Below are 21,829 nucleotides of genomic sequence, written 5' to 3'. Positions count from 1 at the left end.
GTTTATCATTGAAAGTCAATAATAAAATTCGATTTTTTATTCGGTATATGTCATCAGTGAATGAACAACAGCATCATAGCCTATTTGTTCCATATATGCCAGCATGGTTGGAAGTGGATCTTTTGGAGGTAATTGCTTCTTTTGGTGGATGATTTTCTCAATAAATAAATCACTAAGCAACTCTTGATACAATTTGTTTTGCTGACGGGCATATTGTTTGGCGCGATTGAAGTAGGTTTCTGCTTTTACTAATTGTTGTTGCTCGAGTAGTAATTGTCCCAGATTCAATGATAGATGGACCTTGATATTGTTTTCTTTGGGAAATCCTTCATACTTACCAAACTCGGTAATTGCTCGGTCATACAAGAAAATGGCTTCGTCTAGTTCAAAAAGCTGAATAAAATTGTTCAGTCGTCTAAAATCATAAAACAGCCAATTTTCTATTTCAAATAGCACCGGCCGCATATAGTTGGAAATATCTTCTTTTGTCAGGATTGCCGGTAGATCATTTTCGAGCAATGCGAACTGAGAGAGTAAAAACAATTCATAAAATTGGATGCTTTCTTCCTTGTGTTCAGCGATTTGTTTCGCAACTTCGGTTAATTCTTCTTTCTGTCTATAATTTTCAGCTTGGATCAATTTTTTATAAAAATAGTCATATTTGCTAGGTAAAAATCCGCGATCAATATAGACAAACTCATCTAACGTCACGGTCAATCGCTCAAGCAATTGCAAGACCTTATCAAAGCTAGGGACATACAGCTGATTTTCAAACCTCGATAAATTTGAACGGCTCATGATCCCTTTACACAAAGCAGCCTGACTAAAACCGCGCGATTTTCTTATCATTTTGAGTGTTTTGCCATATTGAATCATCATATCCTCCTTTTTGTGCGTATACGCAACAAAAAATCTGGTTCATTTTTTCTTATGATACCATACTTAAAAATCATACGGAGGTCTTTATGATCAAAAAAATGACGATTCAGGTGCGAACGATTCTTTTGGGAACATTATTCACTCGTATCACTTTTTTTATGAGCACCCCTTTTTTAGCAATCTATTTGTCTAATAACTGTCAATTTTCAGCTGTTGAAATCGGCTATATCCTTAGCATCAGCCCCTTGATAAGTGTTTTGTGCAGCCCGATCGGAGGTTATTTATCGGATAAAGTCAATTTTCAGACGCTCCTGATTTATACGGCGATTTTCTGGGGGACTATTTTTATTGGATTTTTCTTTGCTTCAACGGTTCCTCAATTTTTATTTCTCAATGCTTTAAATGGCTTTTGCTATGTTATTTTCGAACCAACAGCTAAGCGAACATTATCTCTTTTTTCCCTGCCTGAAGAGCGCTTATCTATCTACAATTTCAGATATGCTTCAATTAATATCGGTGCTTTTTTAGGTCCTTTATTGCATTCACTATTCACTGATGATTCTTCACTTTTTTCTTATTTGGTTCTTGGCGGAAGCTACATTGTTTATGGACTTCTTCTATTCATTACGATGCGTAAAGAACCGCCAGCTTTTAAACGGAAAATCAGCGATTGTAAAAGGACTCAAAAGAACGATCCCTTTTCTATTTATGCCTATATTTTCCTGTTGCTAGGAGTGACATTTTCTTATTTTGGCTATGCACAATTCAATTCGACTGTTCCTCAATTTTTCAATACGCGTTCTTTGTTTCCATCAGGAGCTTCCTTATATAGCGCTATGCTAATGATCAATGCCGCTTTGATCTTATTATTGCAAGTGCCGATCATTAGATGTACTAAACGTATTTCTTCTTTTGCTACAATAATCATTAGCAATATGATGTTTGCCTGCAGTCTTTTTTTACTCCCTAGGGCAACTGATCTTCTAGTATTTTTTATGGTTGCCTTATCCTATAGTTTAGGAGAATTATTTTTAGGTGTCAGATTTGATTATCTAGTTGATCAGCTTGCTCCAAAAGGAAAAAAGGGATTCTATTTTGGATTAGCTGAAATACCGAAGCTTGGAAATACATTCGGTCCAATCATTGGCGCTTATTTGATACAAGCTTTCTCTATGACTGAACCGCACAAAGTATTTTTTACTCTTGCATTGATTACTTTAGGTGGTAGTTTCTTTATTAAAATGAGTGCACGAAAGGCCAAATAAAGTGAAAACACTCTGTCCACTCTGCGTTTAAAGAGTTGAGACAGAACGTTCTCACTTATTTTCGATGATTTATTCAACCACGATTTGCTTCTTGCTGCCATCCATCTGTTCAAAGGTTACGGTAAAGGTATCAGTTGCTGCATCATAAATGATTCCTTCACTTTGACTTACGATTTTGCTGTAATTTTTAGGCAGTTTCAAGGTCATTGTTTTGGTTGTTTGAGTCGGATCTGAGAATACATAGGTTTGTTGATTGCCAGACGTTTTTTTCAACAGTGAGACTGCTTTATCTGAAGTGATCCCGGCAATGCTGCTGCCTGTTTCTTGCCAGATATTGACACCCAAATAATTTTCCTGTGGTAATTCTACTGCTTGGACTTCTGCAGTATTTGCTAAAATATTTACTGGTTTTTCTGCTGCATAAGCTTTTAGACCTGCTTCATCTATTCCCGGCAACGTCACGTAGGCATAGCTTTCATCTACGGGATTTTTCCCATGATCGATCACAAATTTACGATAATCCCCTGTGTACTGCTCGTTATTAGGAAATGCTTCATTGATTTGTGCATAACTACCTGTACGTGTTTCACTGATGACATTGACTGCTGTTTCTTTCGGGAAATAATAGCCTATGCTGGCGTTTTGATGGTCCGACTGTAGTAAGAGCCATTGTTTACTACTTACTTCGCTGGCTTGTTCGATTGCGCTATTATTGGAAATTACTTTGTACGTGTAATTATCATTCAACAGACGATTATCTACGATCGTTTCAATAGATGCAGTGGTATCGCCTTTGATTCCTGCACCTAATGCAACGATTTGTCCGTCAACGATAAACCAAGATTTTTTAGCTTGAAGGTTCATCGGTAGGAGGGTGCCATTATTTTTGGTACCAGTCTTGTTCAGTGCCATTCCAACTGTTGCTAGACCTTCAAAATCCACACCGCCGACCCATTTTTCTTTCGATGTCACAGTTGTAAAAGCAGAGACTTCATCTGCCAGTGCTACTGTATCTACTGTTGTTCCCGGTAAACGATAAGGGTCGACTGTCGGCCAGTAGGCAGAATTAAATTGAACCTCATCATCGTTATATAAATACATCATCCCGTCAGCCGTATGCCAGCCGCGTTTATTTTCTTTATTTCCAGCTTCAAAAGAAGAGATTCGACTAGAGTATAATCCTAAGCCCATCATGTAGTCTGGTGTTCTTTGAACAAAACGATCCATCGAAGCATACATTTTTGTTCCAATAAATGGTAATGTATCTCCAATAATCCCAGAATTATCCAACAATGTCATCGTCATTTGCAGGTCATTAAAATCTCTCGCATTTGTTAAATAATAGTCCGGATTTTCCTTGATCCAGTATTTAGCCGCTTCCTGAAATTTCTTCTGATACTCTGTTGGGGCAAATTTAGAGACGATCAATAAATTGTAAATCGTAGTGGAGCCATAGCCGACTTTAGTTTTTGCTGGTGCTCTTGAGATTGAGCGGCCATTGACAGTTGGCAGCATCTCGCCTTTATAGATCAATGGAAGAAATGCTCTGTCGACGTTTTCAACAAACTCGTTTACGATTTCTGGTGCCATTTCAAAGCTGGACTCTTTTGTGATCGCTAAGATTTGTCCGACACCTTTTATCAAAACATTCCCATATGAGCCTGTATATGGAATATTACTATGCTGAATAAATGAGCCGTCCTTATAAAAGCCGTCCCCTTTTGTAACTAATTTAAAGACATCGATGATGCTACTGGAGGCTTGCGTGATCTTGCCTTCATTTTTCTGTAAGATCCCTAATCCTAAAACAGTTAGAGCCAGATCGGTCCGATTCGCTCCAGAAGTCACGAAGTTTGGAATAAAGGCCAGATCGACAAATGTTCCTTGTGTTTTAGTGTACAGCTGTTTGAACGGATCTGGTACATAACCGCTTATCGCAGCGGTATATTGCTGTAATTTTTCTTCTGGCACATTATCCCCTAAAATCATCAACGTACTGATAAACTTTTGCGGGATACCAACTTGCCAATCCCACCAATTGCCATGATATTTTTTCCCATCGTAGCCCTTTTTAGTGACCATAAAATCCAAGCCATCGATGATCACGGCTTCAACTGTCTTATCTTGGTACATCGGACTGCCTTTTGTACCATATGCCAACGCTAGCTTTTGCAGTTTGATGAATTGTGTACTTAGATCTGCTGACGCTGTATTTCCTTGTTCCAACGGCCAAAGATACGTGCGGTCTGCTGATTTGTTCATCGTTTGATATAATTCAGCAGCCTCTTCAGACAATGTTTGAACGTACTTGACTAGCGTCGGATTGGTTTCATCATACTGGTCAGAGACAAGCTGATTTCTCCATTTTTCTTTCAGCTGCGCATATTCGGCAGAACGATCGACTACGGGAATACTACCTACTTTGCCGCTTCGCATAGATAGAACCGTCAATTTTGATAAATTCCCGAACATCCGAATCCCCGGATATCCTTCCCAGTCACCGTCAATAGCAGACCCATTTGGATAAACGATGTCATTATTCTCATAGAAGAGCTGATCATTTAAAAAAGCTTTTATACTTTTCCCTTCATAACGAAGAATCAGCTTATATTGTTGACCAGCACTCAGTTTAGGTCCGGGAATATTAGCGATCCATTTTCCGCCTGGTTGACCTAGCTGCCATTGTCCATCACGATTATAGGCAAATGACTGCCATTTACTTGAATTCTGTGTATCTCCGCGAAATACGAGTCCGAAGTTCGCCTGCCCTTCATATAAAAAGGTATACTCAAGATCCCCAGACGTTTGCTTACCAGCACTCAAGTTTAGTGAAACGGACTCTAAGCTGGTGCCTTGCTTTGTATTTGAAATCATTAATCCACTGCTGTTGTTACTTTTGTCCGCTTTACCTACCATATCCTGCCATGTTCCTAATTGATTAGGAAAATCTGATGTGTATGCCGGCGGTTCCGCCTGAATTACATTTGCTCCTTCCTCTGCCAAACCAATCTTAGAAAAACCATAGAGCCCACTAAAAATAGCAAATGAGCACCCAACTGCAAACAAAACTTTCTTACCTGTTTTCATTACTTTATACCCTCCTTAGCAAACATTACGTCTGCTTTATTATAACCAAACAACCCGTTATTCCTTACAATAAAATAATTTATTGATAAAAAGCAAGCGTTTTCATTTTTTCAGGAGAAAAAGAGTGAAGAACAAACTGTCTCTACACTCTAATACTCATTTTTATTTATGGTTGCTTTCCGATATAGGCTAAAATACCGCCATCCACGTATAAAATATGGCCATTTACAAAATCAGAAGCACTAGATGCTAGGAATACAGCTGGGCCAGCAAGGTCTTCCGGCGTACCCCAACGCGCTGCTGGAGTTCGGCCAACGATAAACTGATCAAAAGGATGACGTTCCCCATTTTCCTGTGTTTCTCTCAGCGGTGCCGTTTGTGGTGTTGCAATATAGCCCGGACCGATCCCGTTACATTGGATGTTGTATTGCCCGTATTCGGACGCAATATTTTTCGTCAGCATTTTCAATCCGCCCTTAGCCGCAGCATAGGCACTAACCGTTTCACGGCCAAGCTCACTCATCATTGAACAAATATTGATGATCTTACCGCCACCTTTTTCGATCATATCAGGAATAACTGCTTTGGCCATAATAAACGGTGCATTCAAATCGACATCAACGACTTGTCTGAATTCTTCTGCAGACATATCGATCATCGGAATCCGTTTGATGATCCCGGCGTTATTGACCAATATATCGATCGAACCAACTTCTTCTTTGATTTTCTGCACTGTTTTTTGAACAGCTGCTTCATCGGTCACATCACAAGCATACCCTTTCGCTTCGATCCCAGCTTCTTGATAAAGTTTCATCGCCTGATCCACAGACTCTTGCGATAAATTATTGAACACAATGGTTGCTCCGGCTGTAGCTAATGATTTAGCGATTTCAAAGCCGATGCCATGCACTGCACCTGTCACTAGAGCAACTTTTCCATTTAGTTGAAATTGTTCCATCGTGAATGTCATCTGATTGCCTCTTTTCTATTTTAATTGATCCATTGGAACCATGTCCATGTCTGTATAAGTAATATTCTCACCGCACATCGACCAAATAAATGTATAATCTCCTGTGCCGACGCCTGAATGGATCGACCAGCTTGGTGAAATGATCGCTTGTTCATTGTCTACGACTAAATGCTTGGTTTCATCTGGTTTGCCCATCATATGGAAGACGCGTGTATCTTCAGTTGCATAGTCAAAATACAGATATGCTTCCATCCGGCGTTCATGGGTATGACAAGGCATCGTATTCCAAGAGCTGCCTGGTTCTAAGACCGTATAGCCCATTTGTAATTGACAGCTTTCACATACGTTTGGATGAATATATTGATAAATTCTGCGTTTATTCAACGACAGCGACTCACCTGTTTCCATCGGTTTGATTTGATCGATACTGATTTTTACATTTGGGTATTTATGATGCGCCGGAACACTATTTACGTAAAACTTCGCTGGATTTTTCGGATCATCTGATCGGAAAATCACTTCTTTCGTTTCTTTCCCAATATAATAACCATCTTGTTTTTTCATCGGCTCTGTCTGTCCGTCGATCGTGATCGATCCAGGACCGCCGATATTGATCACACCTAATTCTCTACGTTCTAAGAAATAATCTACACCTAATTCTTTTGTTAAAACAATTTCCAAAGGCTCTTCTGTCGGTGTCACTCCGCCAAAGATCATGCGGTCATTGTGTGTATAAGTCAAGCTGATTTCTCCTGGCGCAAAGACCTTCTCTACTAAAAATTCTCTACGTAATTCTTCTGTTGAATAGTGACGGATGTCCTCCGGACTATGTGTATATCTATTTTCCATTTGTTGCATGTCATGACTCCCTTTAACGATTTATTTTTCCTGAACCGGCAGCTAAAAACTGCTCGACTTCTGCTTGAGTAAATTGATTGCAGTCCCCATGAACCGTATGCTTTAAGGCAGCTGCCGCTGTGGCGAAATCAATGATCGCCTGTGGCTTCATCTTTTTCAGCAGGCCATGTAAGACACCGCCGGAAAAAGCATCTCCTCCGCCAACCCGATCGATGATCGGATCGAGTTCATGGAGCTCAGATTCATAATACTGACCATCTATCCATAAGGTCCCCGTCAGATCATTCACGCTTGCTGAATGTACTGTCCGTTTTGTAGAATAAAACACCTCGATGTTTGGAAATGCTTGTTTCATACATTGATAATAAAAGGCAGTACTGTTTTCATCCGCTGTTGGAGTTTCGTTGATTCCCAGTAAATGAACGGCATCTAATATTCCAGCTGAACAATAATCGACATAAGGTAAAACCTGTCTCAGAAAATGCCCAGCCTGTGCTTGACTCCATAATTTCCCGCGATAGTTCACATCAAAACTGATTTTACACCCAGCTTTTCTTGCCTGCTTCACCAAATCCAACGTAAGTGTCTGCCATTTGGGAGACAATGCCGGAGTGATCCCTGAAAGATGGAAAATATCTACCTCATGAAACAATTCAGACATGTCCCACTCAAGTGTGTCCATTTCAGCAAAGCTTGAACCAGCCCGATCATAAATGACCGCGGCTGCCCGCTCACCGATTCCCGTTTCCAGATAGTACGTACCAAGCCGATGACCGCCAGTCAGTAAGAAATCTGTATTTACACGGTAACGCTGCAGGTGTTTGCGGACGGCCTCTCCTAAAACGTTGTCAGGTACTTTACTGGCAAATACGACCTCATGGCCAAAATTTGCCAAAGAGATCCCAACATTCGCTTCCGCTCCGCCATAGTGTGCCTGCAGCTGTTCACTTTGAGTCAAGCGGTGCCCTGATTGCGTCGAAAAACGCAGCATGATCTCTCCTAAGGTAACGACTTTTCCCATCTAATCATCCCTTAATTTCTTTTAATTTTGCAGCATATTGCTTCGCCATTGCTGTCACTTGGTCAAAATCACCTGAGCTTGCTGGTGCAAGCAAGTCGCCGCCCACACCAACTGTAACGGCTCCAGCTTTAAACCAATCAGCCATATTTGCCAAGCTCACACCGCCTGTCGGCATAAGACTGACTTGAGGCATCGGTGCTTTGAATGCAGAAATGATACTTGGACCATATGCACTTCCAGGAAATAATTTGACGATATCTGCGCCACTTTTCAATGCTTCCTGTACTTCTGTGATCGTCATACATCCAGGTAAATAAGGAACTTGGTATAAATTACATAATTCTGCCGTTTCCCGATCGAAGCTTGGACTGACGATATACTCCGCTCCTGCCATGATCGCTAAACGGGCGGTAACTACATCTAAGACGGTTCCCGCACCGATCACGATTTCAGAACGATTCTGATAATAGCTCGTTAATTCTTTGAGCGCTTCATCCGCCTGAGGAACTGTAAAAGTCAATTCAATACCGGTCAGACCACCTGCTACGATGGCATGACTTGCTTTGATAGCTTCTTCTTTTGTCGCTCCGCGGACCACTGCGACAACTCCTGTTTTTTCTAAACGTGATAGAATCTCTACGCGTTTCATTTTCTCACCTGTTTCACTCAATTTCTTAGCCTAAGATCCCTAGTGCGCTCAATGCGATCGATAAGATCAAAATGATCCAGATCACTCGAGTAGAATTTAATTTCTTTTGTCCTAACATCCAGTACGTCAAAAGCACTAGCAAAATCGGCACCAACGAAGGTAAAATTGCATCCAGTGTATCTTGGATCACTAATTCCACACCATCTTTTTTATAGACGAATGGAACGGTCGCTTTGATCACAGATGGGATCAAGGCACCAATCACCGTTACCCCTAAAACTGTTGCAGCATTGGTAAAAGCGGATAATTTATCTTTCAATGTTGTGACTAATTTGACCCCTTGTTTATAACCAAGCGGCAATAATGCCGCACGACCGAATAAAAGAGCAATGTTTGCGATGATCCAGATCACACAGCCGACCACCGAACCATTTTGAGCGAGTGTTCCTGCTACCGAACCAAAAATCGTTCCCCAAATAACATGGAATAATGAATCCCCCACGCCGGCAAGCGAGCCCATCAAGGCTGTTTTTAGCGCTACGATCGTTTCTTTGGCTTTATGTCCATCTTGTTCTTCGATCGCCACATCGATCCCCATGATCAAATTCCCAAAAATAGCATTCGTATTAAAAAATTGGTTGTGGGTGCGCATCATATCTTGTAATTGCGTTTCATCGTGTCCGTAGAATTTTTTCAATACAGGTAAGATCCCGTATAGGTACCCTGAGCTCATCATCCGCTCATAGTTCCAGTTTAATTGACTCGCTAAAATATAACGCCAGCTGATTGCATTCAATTCTTTTTTTGTCAGTTTTTGATTACTCATCGCCATCATATCCTCCTTCAAAATCACTCGTACCAGAAGCTACTGCTGTTCCTTTTTCACCATCACGTTTAAAGACTAACATCGCAGCGACCATCCCTACGATAGATACACCTAACATTGGCACTTGCAGATATGCAGCTAAAAAGAAGCCTAGTAGTAAATAAGGAATATATTGCTTGGTTGGCAGATAACGCAGTAAGATACCGACACCGACGACTGGAAGAACACCTCCAGCTGTTTTCAAACCTGTCATCAACCATTCCGGCATATTTTCAGTGATCGTTGTCACAACTGCATCGCCGGCTAATAACATCAGTAAAATTGGAATCGCACGAGATAATCCCCATAAAAATGAACCAGATAACACTAAACGCGGAATCCGTTTGACCTGCATATTGTCGATAGCTTTGTCCACTCGATGTAAAAGAAACACATTACAGAAACGAGCGACAACGTCTAATTGAAGCATCAATAGTGATACTGGCACCGCTAAACCGATACCATATTCAGCACCTTTACCGGAAATCACTGCAAAAGCTGTCCCTAACACGGCGCCTGTAAAATAATCCGGAACAGAAGCACCGCCAAATGCGGCGATTCCTAAACGCATCAATTGAAGCGTTCCTCCGACCATCAAACCAGTTTTTAGATCGCCCATGATCATCCCGGAAATCATTCCGGCAATCGCCGGCTGTGTCAACGTATTTGAAATAAGTGAATCATTGATTGCAATAAAAGCATAAACGGTAATAAGAATAATTTGATACGCTGCTAAATGCATGAAAATTCCTCCTAATTTTAAAAGTGTAGCGAAACGATAAGTTCCTGAACAATTTAGGAAATCATCTTAAAGACGCTTTTAGTCTTTCAGAGGATTTATCTAATTGTTGAGGGAACTGTTTCGCGAAACTAGATAACTCTAAAAGCGGAACAAATCGCTTAATCCTGTAGAAAATTAGGAAATTGGCATTGAAACGCTTTTTGTTTCACTGGCAATTTATCTATTTTCCTAAGGATTGATTTGTATAGCTAGATAACTCTAAAAGCGGAACAGGCTCGTTTAGCTTTGACAGAAAAAATCGATTGAGACGCTTTTTGGCTCACTCTATTTTTGTCTTTTTTCCGAAAAGTTAGCCTGTGCAGCTAGATAAATAAATGATCAACATCAGTTCATTCTATTCACTGTGTTTCTCAGCAAAAGTGAAACACATCGCTTAATTCTTCCTTAAGATTTACCCTCGTAATTTCTTCATAAAATCGATCGATGGATCATTCGGCACGAGTTGAGCGGTCACATTTACTCCTTTTGAAGCAATAGTTTCAAAAATCGTTTCTTCTTCTGGTAAAACTTGAATGCTCTTCGTCACTTCACGTGCGCCTTCTTTATAACTCATGTTCCCAACATTGACAGTTTTGATCGGGCCATCTGCTTCAATAAAGCGTAAAACATCTTTCGGATTTTTAAATAATAGGAATAGACGCTGCTTTCCATATTTCCCTGCACGAATATTTTCAGCTGCAGCTTCAACTGGAAGAACCGATAGACGCATCGATGTTGGTGCTGCCATTCTTAAAGAAGATTTTTGTAGTGGATCGGAAGCTGCTTCATCATTTGCGACAATGATACGTTGAGTGCTTAAGCTTGTTGACCAGATCCCTGCAACTTGACCATGGATCAATCGTTCATCGATACGTGTATTGACGATATTTTCCTTTCCAGCATATTGACTAAAGTTGCTCAATTCTTTTTCCTTACTATCTTCGGTGATTTCTTTTTCAGCCTGATTCATACCGGCTTTCACATCAACAATATTTTCTCTAGACAAACATACTAACTCTTTGATCGTTGCTTTTTGATTGACAGCTGCTTCGATCACGATTGAAAGAGTCATGCCAGCAATGATCTCAACACCTTCGACATTCAAATAATTTTTTACTGCAACATTACACGGTGTTCCCCCCAATAGGTCTGCAATGATCAACGTCGATCCGTTAAGGGCTTTCATTTTATCATTTAACTCTTTTTCAAATTGGAGATTATCCCCATCTGGTCTTAATGAAACGGTATGCACGTTCTCTTGCTTCCCGACGATCATTTCCAGACTGACTTTGACCCCTTCTGCCATGCCGCCATGACTGATCAATACAATATTTTCCACTCATTTCCCTCCTAAAATGCAGGTCGCCCTACTTAACATGTTATGTCTCTTATAAACATACTATAACACATGGCAAGTCATCCGTAAACCTAATATCTTAATATATTGAATTTTATTTTTAAAGCAACTTATTGTTGTTTTTTGTTAACATATGCACCTTTGAAGCAATTGCTAAAAATGAATTAACATGTTATGCTTGATACATTAGACGATATGAACGGAGGTCAGCAAGCATGCTCCCAAAATATGAACAGATTAAGCAAGATCTTTTACATGAAATCAAAAATCATACATTTATTCCCGGTGATAAATTTTATTCTGAAGCGGATATCAAACGAATCTATTCTGTCAGCTCGATCACTGCGGTCAAAGCCCTGAATGAATTGACTAGTGCCGGCTATCTATACCGCATCCAAGGAAAAGGGACTTTCGTTTCGAAAGCTAAAGTCTCTCAGAATGTTAAATTTTCAGATATCGAACTACATTCTTTAGATTCTGAAAAAGTCAACGTCATTTCAGTAGAAGAAGAAAATCAACCCGAAATCTTGAAAGAGTTAGGTTTAGCAGCAAATGCTTCATACTATAAGATCAAACGTGTCCGCTATTTCGGCGATGATCCTTTTTTAGTACACATTACTCATTTACCTAAAAAATTAATGAAAGAACCGATCGCTAAAGATTTGAGTGCTTATGCCAGTGTCTATGAACGGGTGAGGAAGGACTTCGCTGTAGATCTATTTTCACTTGCTTCGGTAGAAACAAACGAAATCGTCTTTCCAGATGATGCGGAGCTGCTGAATTTATTGCATTTGAGTTTCCGTGAACCGGCTGTCAAACAGGTCAAACATTCTTACTTAGCAGATGGCAGTGTGGCCGAATATATCGTGAGTTACAAGCACTGGAAATATTTCAAAACAAAAATAGAAGTAGAGGCCGAATGATCTTCGGAACTCTACTTCTTTTTTTATTAGTCGGGTTTTAAATATACGACACCGCCAATAAAAGATACATTATGATAGAAGCTTTAAATTTTTCCAATCATAAAAATATCTTTTTATTAGTAAGTGTTCTAGACACTTTGATATATCCATAATTTAATTTACATAGATATATATTAATAGCAAATGCTATCAGCATATTAGAAACGAATAGGATAGAAACTTTTTCTATCTTAAACTATTTTGAGCCACTTTATTGGACAGCCAAATTCTCCACCCTATAAGCATCCGGAATTTTATCTATAAATTATACTTAATTGAGCATTTTACTTATTCAATTAACCATTTATATTTGCCAAAACTAATATTACAAAGAAAAACTTTTAATCCAACTAACTATCTTTCAATCAATGTTCAACTGGCACCTTGATTATCAAAAAATCCTTTTCCGAATAGGTTCCTCTTAGTAAACTTTGAGGATAATAATACTTAAATGTAAGATAATCAACTTTGCTTGCTAACTGTTTGGTTTTGATTGAAAAAGTCATAGTATTCGTTTCACCTTTATTTATATCTTTATCGTTTTGTCTACTACCCAAATTTACTATATCGTTTTCATTGTCTGTTATTGTCGAGTTACTTACAAGAGTCCATCTCATATCATACGGGTCTGGATAATTTATATTCTCATATGTTACGCTAATTGTTATGACATGTTTAACTTCATCAGAATATATAACATCGTTTCTAAGTGTATCCAAACGGCTACTTGCTTTTGTAATTGTAAATGCAACTAATGGCTGATTTGATTTTGTTATGACAACTCGCTCATTAATCCCATACTCTTTTTTTTCAGTAGCTAAATCGTGGTTTTCTAACCGTTGATTTTCTTTTATTTCTTTCTCTACACTGGAAAGCTTCGTTCTATATTCTTCTAATTGCCTCTGATCACTACAACCTGTTATCACAAAAAAAAGTATGCTACATACTACAAAAATATATTTTTGCGTTTTCAATTTGTCCATTCCTCCATCTATTGCACAGTTGTTCTTTTAATAATATCAATTTGTAAGGAAAAATGCGACTAAATAAAAACATAGTGTCCACAAAAAATAGCTTTTTGTGGACACTACAACTGTTTTCCTATATTCCTTTACTTCATCCTATTACTTTCAGTGTGGCAAAAAAGCTAGCGACTGATTGAATAATAGACGTACCTGTCGTTGCTACAGCTGTTCCAAAGCTAACACCTGACGCAACAATAAAACCACCACATAATGCTAACCCTGTTAAACCAACGAAACCTGCAACTCTTAATTGTGCATCTACTCGTTTCATAGACTCTTGAATCCGATCAACATCTGCATTCATACCAGGTGGCAATTTCCCAGGATCGACAAAGATTCCTAAAGTAACTTGGAAATCATATGGTATGTCTTGACCATCAATATTTCCTACTACATAAGTTCCTGTGAAATAAATTTCCATTCCTACTTCAGTAAACGAATCAGCTTTGAATCGTACTTTGATTTCTCCTTCGTTTGCAATATCAGCCAACTGATTAATTGTTTCTACTAATGAATCATCAGCACCTACAATATCCAATGCATTTTGAAGTTCTTCTAAGTCTTTAGCAAATTTAATATCTGGTTTCCCATTTTTAATAACAAATTTTGCATCTGCATCCCCACTACTTGAAATTTCATTTTCTAATTTTAAAACCATTTTGATTTGTCCAAAATAAACAGTATGTTCAATCTCTGATTTAAAATCAAGCCCTACAACCTCACGAAAAGCTTTTAGTCGATTAGCAATTTCATTTGCAATTTCTGCTTCTTTCGCTGCTTTTATTTCTAGTGATACATTATTTTCATCGACATTTTGTGGGACGTTAAATGTACTCTGTCCAACATCAAATAGACCTGACATCGCAACTTTATCTACAGGAATTCCTTGTAACTCGTACTCATGATATTGATCAAAAGACCAATTTCTTGGCATTTTATAACCTAAATTTGCACTAAAACCCGAAGACATATCCGAAACAAAACAATTAGTGATTTGAACGATCTGGTCTGTCGCTTGTGCGCATACATTTCTTGGTGCGTATAAAGAAACCTTATATTCTGGATAGTGTTGACGCATAGAATCAACAACATCCCTTAGATAAGCAATAATGTACGGAATTTCATCGCCTAAGACATCAAAATCGCAGGCAAAATAAATAGTTGTATGGTCTTTGAATCCTAATGATTTTGCTGCAGCCCCTGCTAAACGAGCGTCTGTCCAGCCTTGACCTGCTGTTTTAAAGTACTCTAAATACCAGCCGCCATCCTGATAAATTGGAAAAATTTTAAAATTATTTTTCTTTAATAGATTTATTTCATTCACGGTTAGATTTTTCGGTCGCTCTTGCGCACCAACTCCAACAGTTCCTGTTAAGTATCTACCAATCGTGTTATATCCCGCATTTTTTAGGATATCTACATGTGACTGTTTTAAAATTTGCATAGAAGTATCACATGCATTTGTTGGTCGTTCAGTATCTCCAGTAGTTGCTAATAATGCTTTAATAACTGGCATATCTGCACTTCCTCGTTCCACATCTCCAATCTTCATAAATTTTCTAAAGCTACGAACTGCATCTCCAACCTGATGAGTAAATACTCCATCAAAAGGGCCTTTGTATTCATCATTCACGTATAATGCATACTGTAACAACTTGATATTCGCTTTATTTGGATGTCCAATGTTAATCGTAGGACAACTCACTGTTGTGCCAGGGCCAAAATAACCATTTGCATAACCAACAAACATGCCCATTTCACATTGTAAACCGTAAATAATCGCTCGGTTGGTATCTCTTTGATAAATTCCATCACATGGAAGTAAGCCAAAATATTCATTGTAGTTTCTATTTAATTCTTGTTGCATCAATCTGATCTTCGGATCACCTAATAGTGCAAACGCACTCATATCAAGTAAAGCCTTCATCAACATCGCGGTTAAATACCCGTCAGGTTTTAATCCTGCCATCTCTTGAAATTCTGAGACTGCCTCTTTAGTATATTTTGTATATTTGCCATCTAAAGGGTCAACACCGCTTACCCCTGGATTAATTCCTTTACACCAAAATCCACCTTGTAAAATTTTTACGATATTTACTTTTGGTGTGCCCCCATCTTTAAATGTTGGTTCCACCTTCTCTTTAAAATATCTTTCTGTAGTAGGTCCAAAGTTATCCGAAGTAGCTGTGATCCCCATTTCTTGTTGTAACGCTCTTCTTAAAGCATAAATAGTTCGCCAACCAGTCTTTCCATCTTGAGGTACCATACCAGTTTCAAAAGAATATGTTTTGTTCAACCATTTTTGTGTTTCTAAAACCATTTGATCCATCTGAATTCCTACTTTCCTTTTTAAATTTTATATCATTACGTAATAATATGAAATTAGTATAACAAGGATATTCAGTCTTAAATTTTCATATTCCTTTCAAAAGACTCCCATAAAAAAAAGCTCCATATAAAGAGCTTTTAAAACAGTCAAACTGTTTAATTTAAATATTGATAATTTGATAAGCTTGCCATTAGCTTGGACCACCTCCATAATAAAGGTACGTGCTATTTATAATATAATGATAACTACATAAATTTATCGAAAGCAATTTTACTGAAATTATTTATTTTCCTTGCCAAGCAGTACTGAATATCTCAGATATTTAAAAGACAAATAAATACTTATATTTAACATTTTTTTAAAAATACAAGCTATTGTGTTTATTATTTACTAATGATACAATTAACAATGTAGTAATAAAAAATGAAAAAGGGGAGTTTTAAAAATGAAAAAATCATTAATTTTTGCCATGTCAGTAACCACACTATTTTTATTCAGCCAGAAAGCAGAAGCTGCTGCTTATAGAGCTATTTCTTCTGAGGAACAGGAAGCCTTGGTATCCGATGAGCCTTTTGCCGAATTAAATTCTGATGATAAGGTCCTTCAATTGCCTGACGGCACGTTTCTTAACGGCGAAGCCACTGCCTATTATAACGAAAATGATTTAGACTCAGGAGTTGAACTAAATAGCGAAACGAATCCAAATTCAATAACCGTTGAGGAGGCTAGAGAGCTTATAGAAGAAGGCTATACTGAAAATCTGAATCCACGATTAGCAAGAGGAGTTACACCAGAATTCAAAGTAATCAAACTTGGCACCAATGCCTATGCTCAACGTTGGGTTGACATGGTTCCTGGTTGGCATTCACTACCTGCTGTTTATTACGCTGCACCAAATACAGGTGGGCCATATTTATTATTTTCAACTGGGAATGATTCAGCACTAGTTGGTTCAGCACAGCAAGCTACATCATCTTTCAATGGTAGAATGGCTGGAACTATTCTGGCAAAAGATACCTCTCGATATTTTGCCGGCACTAATACAATATATACTTACTTTGATCGAGTGATGAGCAATGTTCACGGAGTTGGAAAGCAATTCTTGAAAGTTATAAATAAATAGTAACTGTTTAGATTTAAAATAAGATATCACTCAATTATTTTATTTTTTCAAATTGTTTTAATAAAAACTAATATAAATAGAAATTGTAAAACCAACAAGGAATTACCCTTGTTGGTTTTACAATTTCTATTTATTTAATTTTTTAAAGAAGAGAGTTGATTATGAAATATCTTTACTCCAAAACTACTAGCTACTCATCATAGTCTAAATATACACAAGAGTTCCATTTATCCCTTAAATAGTAATATTTTAATCTATTGATCAAGCTTAATTTTGATACCTCTCTGTTCAGCATATTTTCTAACAGCTTCACGAATATCTCCTAACTTAGCTGCATCAGGATCCGTATCAGTATTTAACTTCTCACCAGTGTCGTCTATGTATATCTCACCATGTAAGTAAGATCCTGACATAGAAAGTAGAGAGTGTGTATCATCGTAGTTTCCATAAGAATATTCACCACTAAACCAAATATCAACTCCAAATTTTTCAGCATCTTCTAATGCTGCTACGACAGTCGGGTTCTCCATTGACGAAATTTTCTCTATCATAACCGGTTCTCTCTTTTCAGTTTGTTTATATAATTGATTGTCGACATGCACAGTCTCTTTACCACTAACTGTAGCTTGTATAATAAGACCATTAAAAAATAAAGTAGCTAAAGTCAACAATATCCCAGCACTTCCAAAAAATATTTTGGTTCTCTTATTTATTCTCATAATTGTATAACCTCCTTCGTGTTTTTTGATTTCAAAACCCATATTTTTCATTTCAATTGTAACATATTATTTTCTTTTGGCAAATACAATCTATTTAGAAAATATTAGCAATAGGTCATTTTATACTCTTATTGCAGTTTCATAAACAACTAATACTGTTACACTATTTCCAGCCTATTTGTACAGTTGACTATTTCATTGTTTTTGATCATATTCGCAATCATAATGATTTAGACCTCTTTTTAAGATATCTAATGCAATTTCTCTACTATTTAAACTTAGCCGCAAAAAATGTCCAGTCAGGAAATGCCTGGAGCATCCAACATTCCAAATGTGTTTTTTTATTAAATATGACTAAACAAGGTTGTGTCAGATTTCAAATGTTTCGCATGTATACTTACTCAAAGAAAGAGATTACTATGCAGCTACCCCTGATCACTTTTAGCTATACCCTATTATAAAATTTGTAACGTAAAAAAAAGAAGTTGGCAATCAAGCCACTCCTTTTTGTCTACAGTCTGAAGCTCCATATAAAGAGCTTTTAAAATAGTCAAACTATTTAAATTAAATATTGATGATTTGATATGCTTGCCATTGACTTGGTGCACTTCCATAATATGTGTACATGGTATTTGTTCCAAGATAATAGTTATATGAATTTGCTGGCAACAATGTTCCTGACAGTCTTCCTGAAAATGTTTGTGTTGCTTGTTGAGCAGTACCTACCATTGCAGAATCATAGCCCGAATAATATCTCAAGTATGGACCATTCGCGGTAGATTGATAAACTGTGTTCAAAGAATTCCAACCTTTATTTCTCGCAAAATGACCTGATACAGAAGCCCCATGCCCAAGGCCCTTATAATTAAACGACGACACAATACCTCGCGGTGTAGGTTTCGTAGCATTAGATTCCTTATCTTTCTCTAAAATCTCTTTTGCAACTTCGACTGTGACAGCATTTGGTGCTGTCTCACTATTAATAACAGTCAGATCATTCTCACCTAGTCCAAACTTTCCTATAGTAGCTTCTCCATGTAAAAAAGTACCGTCTGATAATTTCACAACCTTATCCGTATCCTCTAATCCTATAAAAGCAACATCTTCTACTGGTACATCAGCTACTTTTTCTGGGGCTTTATACTCTGCAGCCCATACTTGCTTATTGAAACCTAAAACTGCTCCACCCAATAAAATAGTAAACATTATTTTTTTCATTTTACACTCCCCTTTTTAATATATATACATAAACTTATTGACTCTGTTTATTAGCCAATGCATTTATTTCCTCTTTATGAGCCTCAATCAACGCTTTAAGCTCGTGAACTGTTATCCCGTGGGGATCAGTAGTCGTATCAATTTTTCTAATATTAGAATTTTCAGTTTTAAAATCAATTACCCCCTTTAAGACTTCTCCTAGCGAAGTAACAACAATTCGATCCGAATCTTCATTAAATTCATCTAATAAATCTACAGTTTCTTTAGCTGTATGACCTTTGAAGATATTATAAATCTGTTCACCATTCATCCCTTTAAAATCAACAATTGATTCTTCTTCCACGGTACTACTTATTGTGCTAGAATCAACTTCCGAATTTATGTTTAATTTCTCCTCACTAGTCAAAACTTTATCCATACCTTTAGATTGTGAAATATTTTTACTAAATACAAAAGTTAATCCCAATAAGACAATCGATACAGAAACTGCTAAAATACCTATTGATTTGCGTTTCATATTCAACATCTCCTCACATAGTTTGTGATACTTTTATTATAACAAATAATACCATATGCTATTTTAAAATACAAAAAGTATATCAAAATATACATTTTGGTGATAACCGAATCGACAATAAGAAATTGTGTCATATCTCAAATATTTTACACAAAAAAGCGATCACTGCGCAGCTGCACATGATCACTTTTACTCCTACGCTCTAGTTTTTTTACATAGGCTAAACGACAACAGATATATGCGTCAACATATCCCTCTTAAGTAGCCCATTTAAAGAAGAAACTTTATCGATAGCGCTAAATAACTCCGTATAGCTTACTAAGGATTATGACAGTGTTATTTAGCGCTACTGATTTTCAATGTTTACCTTGCAAAAGCTATCGTAAATATCAAAACTACATATTCAGACAATGCTTATCTCTTTTTAATCTATTATTGCCTGCTCAGAAAACACCAACTCTTTGATTTCCCGACCTTCTGTTTCAAAAATCACAACTTCATTTTTCCCTTTTTTCAAGAAGGCTTTTGGACAATAAAGTGAACGAATCGGCCCGATAGACCAATAACGACCTAAATTGACACCATTTACCAGCACGACTCCTTTTCCATACTGACTACAATCAATAAAGGTATCTGCTATATCAGCTAATTCAAACTCGATTTGATAAAATGAAGGCTGTGACGGATTTTTCTCAGCGTTATAATCGATCGCATGCAGCTGTTCTTCAGATAAAGCCAACGCATATTGCTTATATCCTTGATGAAAATGAATATCCTGCATGATACCGCCACGAATCCCTTTCGATTGTGTCGGTCCATTCAATTTGAAGCCATAATTCACTCGACCTAAGTTTTCTACTAAAACATCCAGCTCGATCGTCTCTTTATCAGAAGTTCCATTTACCACCAATTCTTCCCCGATATCTTCTTGATATTGTACCGCCTCAAACTCTCCGTCTACATAAACTTGAACCCGATCACTTGCTTCGATGATCTTCAACTTGTTTTCGCGGTGGTAATTTTTCAGCTCCACGGAATAAAGAAGATACCCATAACCTTCTCCAGCTTCTTCCATACTTAGTGGATACACCGTTTCCTGTGGTTTCATGATTTGATCTTTTACCGAAAACAAAGACACACTATTCGTTACTGGATACTGTCCTAAGTCGATCATTTTTTTTGTGCGTGGTTCTGCTTGCCAAACATCTGGACAAACTTCTTTGATCGCTTTTTGAACATGATAATATTTTTCGGTAGGCTCTCCGGCCTCTGTCAGCAATGCATCATAATCATAGCTAGTGACTTGCGGCAGATCAAGCGTTCCACGGGCTGAACAGCCATTATAAAAACCAAAGTTGGTTCCGCCATGGAACATATATAAATTCAGTGATCCAACCTCAAGCATATCTTTGACTTCTTTGGCTAGATCCTTACCATCCCGCTTGATGATCGGCTCCCCCCAGCGGTTGAACCAGCCATCCCAATATTCCATACACATGATCGGCCATTTTTTTCCATGACGCGCCATAAACTTACGCATCACTTCTGCATTTTCTTTAGAATGGCTGCCAAAATTTCCAGCTACAAAAACATCCTCTTCAATCAACGTTCCCGCATCCAGCACCTCATCCCAGGCACCATCCGAAGTGAATAATGGAACATCTACACCAAACTTTTCCATCAGTTGTTTTGTTTGCCGCAAATACTCCTTTTCCATGCCGTAAGAGCCATATTCGTTTTCCACCTGCATCATGATCACTGGACCGCCATGAGTGATCTGCAGCGGCACTAGTTTAGGAATCAATACACTAAAATAATTGTGGACTTTGTTCATAAAACGTGGATCTGTTGACCGTAAACGCAGTCCTTTCTCTTTTAACAGCCACGCAGGTAAACCGCCAAACTCCCATTCAGCACAGATATACGCCGAGGGACGCAAAATCACGAATAACCCGATTTTTTGCGCCAACATTACAAAGCGCTCAATATTTTTCAGTCCTTCAAAATCATAGACCCCTTCTGTCGGCTCATGTAGATTCCAAGGGATATATGTTTCGACCGTATTGGCCCCTAAGGCTTTTAAATTATATAAGCTATCTTCCCACTGCTCTGGTGTCATTCGAAAATAGTGGATCGCACCACTGATCAGTTTTATAGGTTTTCCATCTAGTAAAAAATCTTCTTTTATTTCAAACGTCTGCATG

The 21,829-nt window shown here is 37.9% G+C and carries 18 protein-coding genes; 3 read left to right on the top strand and 15 right to left on the bottom strand.

Going from position 1 to position 21,829, the window contains the following annotated elements; translation table 11 throughout:
• Window positions 1-36: 36 nt before the first annotated feature.
• Complete coding sequence (locus IGI58_RS08645) at window positions 37-876, bottom strand: helix-turn-helix domain-containing protein (RefSeq protein ID WP_429953778.1); 840 nt, start codon at window positions 874-876, stop codon at window positions 37-39.
• Window positions 877-965: 89 nt separating this feature from the next.
• On the opposite strand from IGI58_RS08645, the gene IGI58_RS08640 reads away from it, so the two are divergent.
• Window positions 966-2,144, top strand: a complete 1,179-nt coding sequence (locus tag IGI58_RS08640; protein ID WP_429953779.1) for an MFS transporter — start codon at window positions 966-968, stop codon at window positions 2,142-2,144.
• A 69-nt stretch (window positions 2,145-2,213) separates the two neighbouring features.
• On the opposite strand, the gene IGI58_RS08635 is transcribed toward IGI58_RS08640, so the two are convergent.
• From IGI58_RS08635 to IGI58_RS08600, 8 genes are all read right to left on the bottom strand, one after another.
• Window positions 2,214-5,231, bottom strand: a complete 3,018-nt coding sequence (locus tag IGI58_RS08635) for a polysaccharide lyase 8 family protein (RefSeq protein WP_429953780.1) — start codon at window positions 5,229-5,231, stop codon at window positions 2,214-2,216.
• A 166-nt stretch (window positions 5,232-5,397) separates the two neighbouring features.
• Window positions 5,398-6,201 carry a gluconate 5-dehydrogenase gene (locus IGI58_RS08630; RefSeq protein ID WP_087640531.1) on the bottom strand — a complete coding sequence of 268 codons (804 nt, stop codon included), beginning with the start codon at window positions 6,199-6,201 and terminating at the stop codon, window positions 5,398-5,400.
• 15 nt (window positions 6,202-6,216) lie between these two features.
• The gene (gene kduI / locus IGI58_RS08625) at window positions 6,217-7,059 is read right to left on the bottom strand and encodes a 5-dehydro-4-deoxy-D-glucuronate isomerase (protein WP_087640530.1); all 843 of its coding nucleotides are present in this window, start codon (window positions 7,057-7,059) and stop codon (window positions 6,217-6,219) included.
• Between the two features lie 13 nt (window positions 7,060-7,072).
• Window positions 7,073-8,080 carry a PfkB family carbohydrate kinase gene (locus tag IGI58_RS08620; protein WP_429953781.1) on the bottom strand — a complete coding sequence of 336 codons (1,008 nt, stop codon included), beginning with the start codon at window positions 8,078-8,080 and terminating at the stop codon, window positions 7,073-7,075.
• Window positions 8,081-8,084: 4 nt separating this feature from the next.
• A complete protein-coding gene (locus IGI58_RS08615) occupies window positions 8,085-8,729 on the bottom strand; it encodes a bifunctional 4-hydroxy-2-oxoglutarate aldolase/2-dehydro-3-deoxy-phosphogluconate aldolase (RefSeq protein ID WP_429953782.1) in 645 nt (214 codons plus the stop codon).
• 25 nt (window positions 8,730-8,754) lie between these two features.
• Complete coding sequence (locus IGI58_RS08610) at window positions 8,755-9,564, bottom strand: PTS system mannose/fructose/sorbose family transporter subunit IID (protein ID WP_225535296.1); 810 nt, start codon at window positions 9,562-9,564, stop codon at window positions 8,755-8,757.
• Window positions 9,548-10,336 (bottom strand): PTS mannose/fructose/sorbose/N-acetylgalactosamine transporter subunit IIC, encoded by a 789-nt coding sequence (locus tag IGI58_RS08605; protein ID WP_087640526.1) that lies wholly within the window; start codon window positions 10,334-10,336, stop codon window positions 9,548-9,550. Before IGI58_RS08605 ends, IGI58_RS08610 begins: the two co-directional genes overlap by 17 nt.
• A 451-nt stretch (window positions 10,337-10,787) precedes the next feature.
• Window positions 10,788-11,681: a PTS mannose/fructose/sorbose transporter subunit IIAB gene (locus IGI58_RS08600; protein ID WP_429955334.1), complete on the bottom strand. Its 894-nt coding sequence runs from the start codon at window positions 11,679-11,681 to the stop codon at window positions 10,788-10,790.
• 266 nt (window positions 11,682-11,947) lie between these two features.
• Here IGI58_RS08600 and IGI58_RS08595 point away from each other — a divergent pair, with 266 nt between their 5' ends.
• The gene (locus tag IGI58_RS08595; RefSeq protein WP_429953783.1) at window positions 11,948-12,655 is read left to right on the top strand and encodes a GntR family transcriptional regulator; all 708 of its coding nucleotides are present in this window, start codon (window positions 11,948-11,950) and stop codon (window positions 12,653-12,655) included.
• A gap of 404 nt (window positions 12,656-13,059) precedes the next feature.
• Here IGI58_RS08595 and IGI58_RS08590 read toward each other — a convergent pair whose 3' ends face one another.
• Complete coding sequence (locus IGI58_RS08590) at window positions 13,060-13,668, bottom strand: hypothetical protein (RefSeq protein WP_429953784.1); 609 nt, start codon at window positions 13,666-13,668, stop codon at window positions 13,060-13,062.
• A 142-nt stretch (window positions 13,669-13,810) separates the two neighbouring features.
• Window positions 13,811-16,048, bottom strand: coding sequence for a glycoside hydrolase domain-containing protein (locus IGI58_RS08585; RefSeq protein ID WP_429953785.1), 2,238 nt, complete (start codon window positions 16,046-16,048; stop codon window positions 13,811-13,813).
• 445 nt (window positions 16,049-16,493) lie between these two features.
• Between IGI58_RS08585 and IGI58_RS08580 the strand changes: the two genes are divergently transcribed.
• Window positions 16,494-17,171: a hypothetical protein gene (locus IGI58_RS08580; protein ID WP_429953786.1), complete on the top strand. Its 678-nt coding sequence runs from the start codon at window positions 16,494-16,496 to the stop codon at window positions 17,169-17,171.
• 254 nt (window positions 17,172-17,425) lie between these two features.
• Here IGI58_RS08580 and IGI58_RS08575 read toward each other — a convergent pair whose 3' ends face one another.
• The 4 genes from IGI58_RS08575 to IGI58_RS08560 all read right to left on the bottom strand — a co-directional run bounded on the left by IGI58_RS08575 (window position 17,426) and on the right by IGI58_RS08560 (window position 21,828).
• Window positions 17,426-17,890, bottom strand: a complete 465-nt coding sequence (locus IGI58_RS08575; RefSeq protein ID WP_429956321.1) for a hypothetical protein — start codon at window positions 17,888-17,890, stop codon at window positions 17,426-17,428.
• Between the two features lie 564 nt (window positions 17,891-18,454).
• Window positions 18,455-19,108: a hypothetical protein gene (locus IGI58_RS08570; protein WP_429953788.1), complete on the bottom strand. Its 654-nt coding sequence runs from the start codon at window positions 19,106-19,108 to the stop codon at window positions 18,455-18,457.
• Between the two features lie 34 nt (window positions 19,109-19,142).
• Window positions 19,143-19,625, bottom strand: a complete 483-nt coding sequence (locus tag IGI58_RS08565) for a hypothetical protein (protein ID WP_429953789.1) — start codon at window positions 19,623-19,625, stop codon at window positions 19,143-19,145.
• A gap of 424 nt (window positions 19,626-20,049) precedes the next feature.
• Window positions 20,050-21,828: a glycoside hydrolase family 35 protein gene (locus IGI58_RS08560; RefSeq protein ID WP_429953790.1), complete on the bottom strand. Its 1,779-nt coding sequence runs from the start codon at window positions 21,826-21,828 to the stop codon at window positions 20,050-20,052.
• Window position 21,829: the final 1 nt, after the last annotated feature.

Source organism: Enterococcus sp. AZ020 (genome assembly GCF_050499205.1).
GTDB lineage: Bacteria > Bacillota > Bacilli > Lactobacillales > Enterococcaceae > Enterococcus_L > Enterococcus_L dunnyi.
The sequence above is the reverse complement of the archived record's forward strand: the minus strand, read 5'-3'. Positions and strand labels throughout refer to the sequence as shown.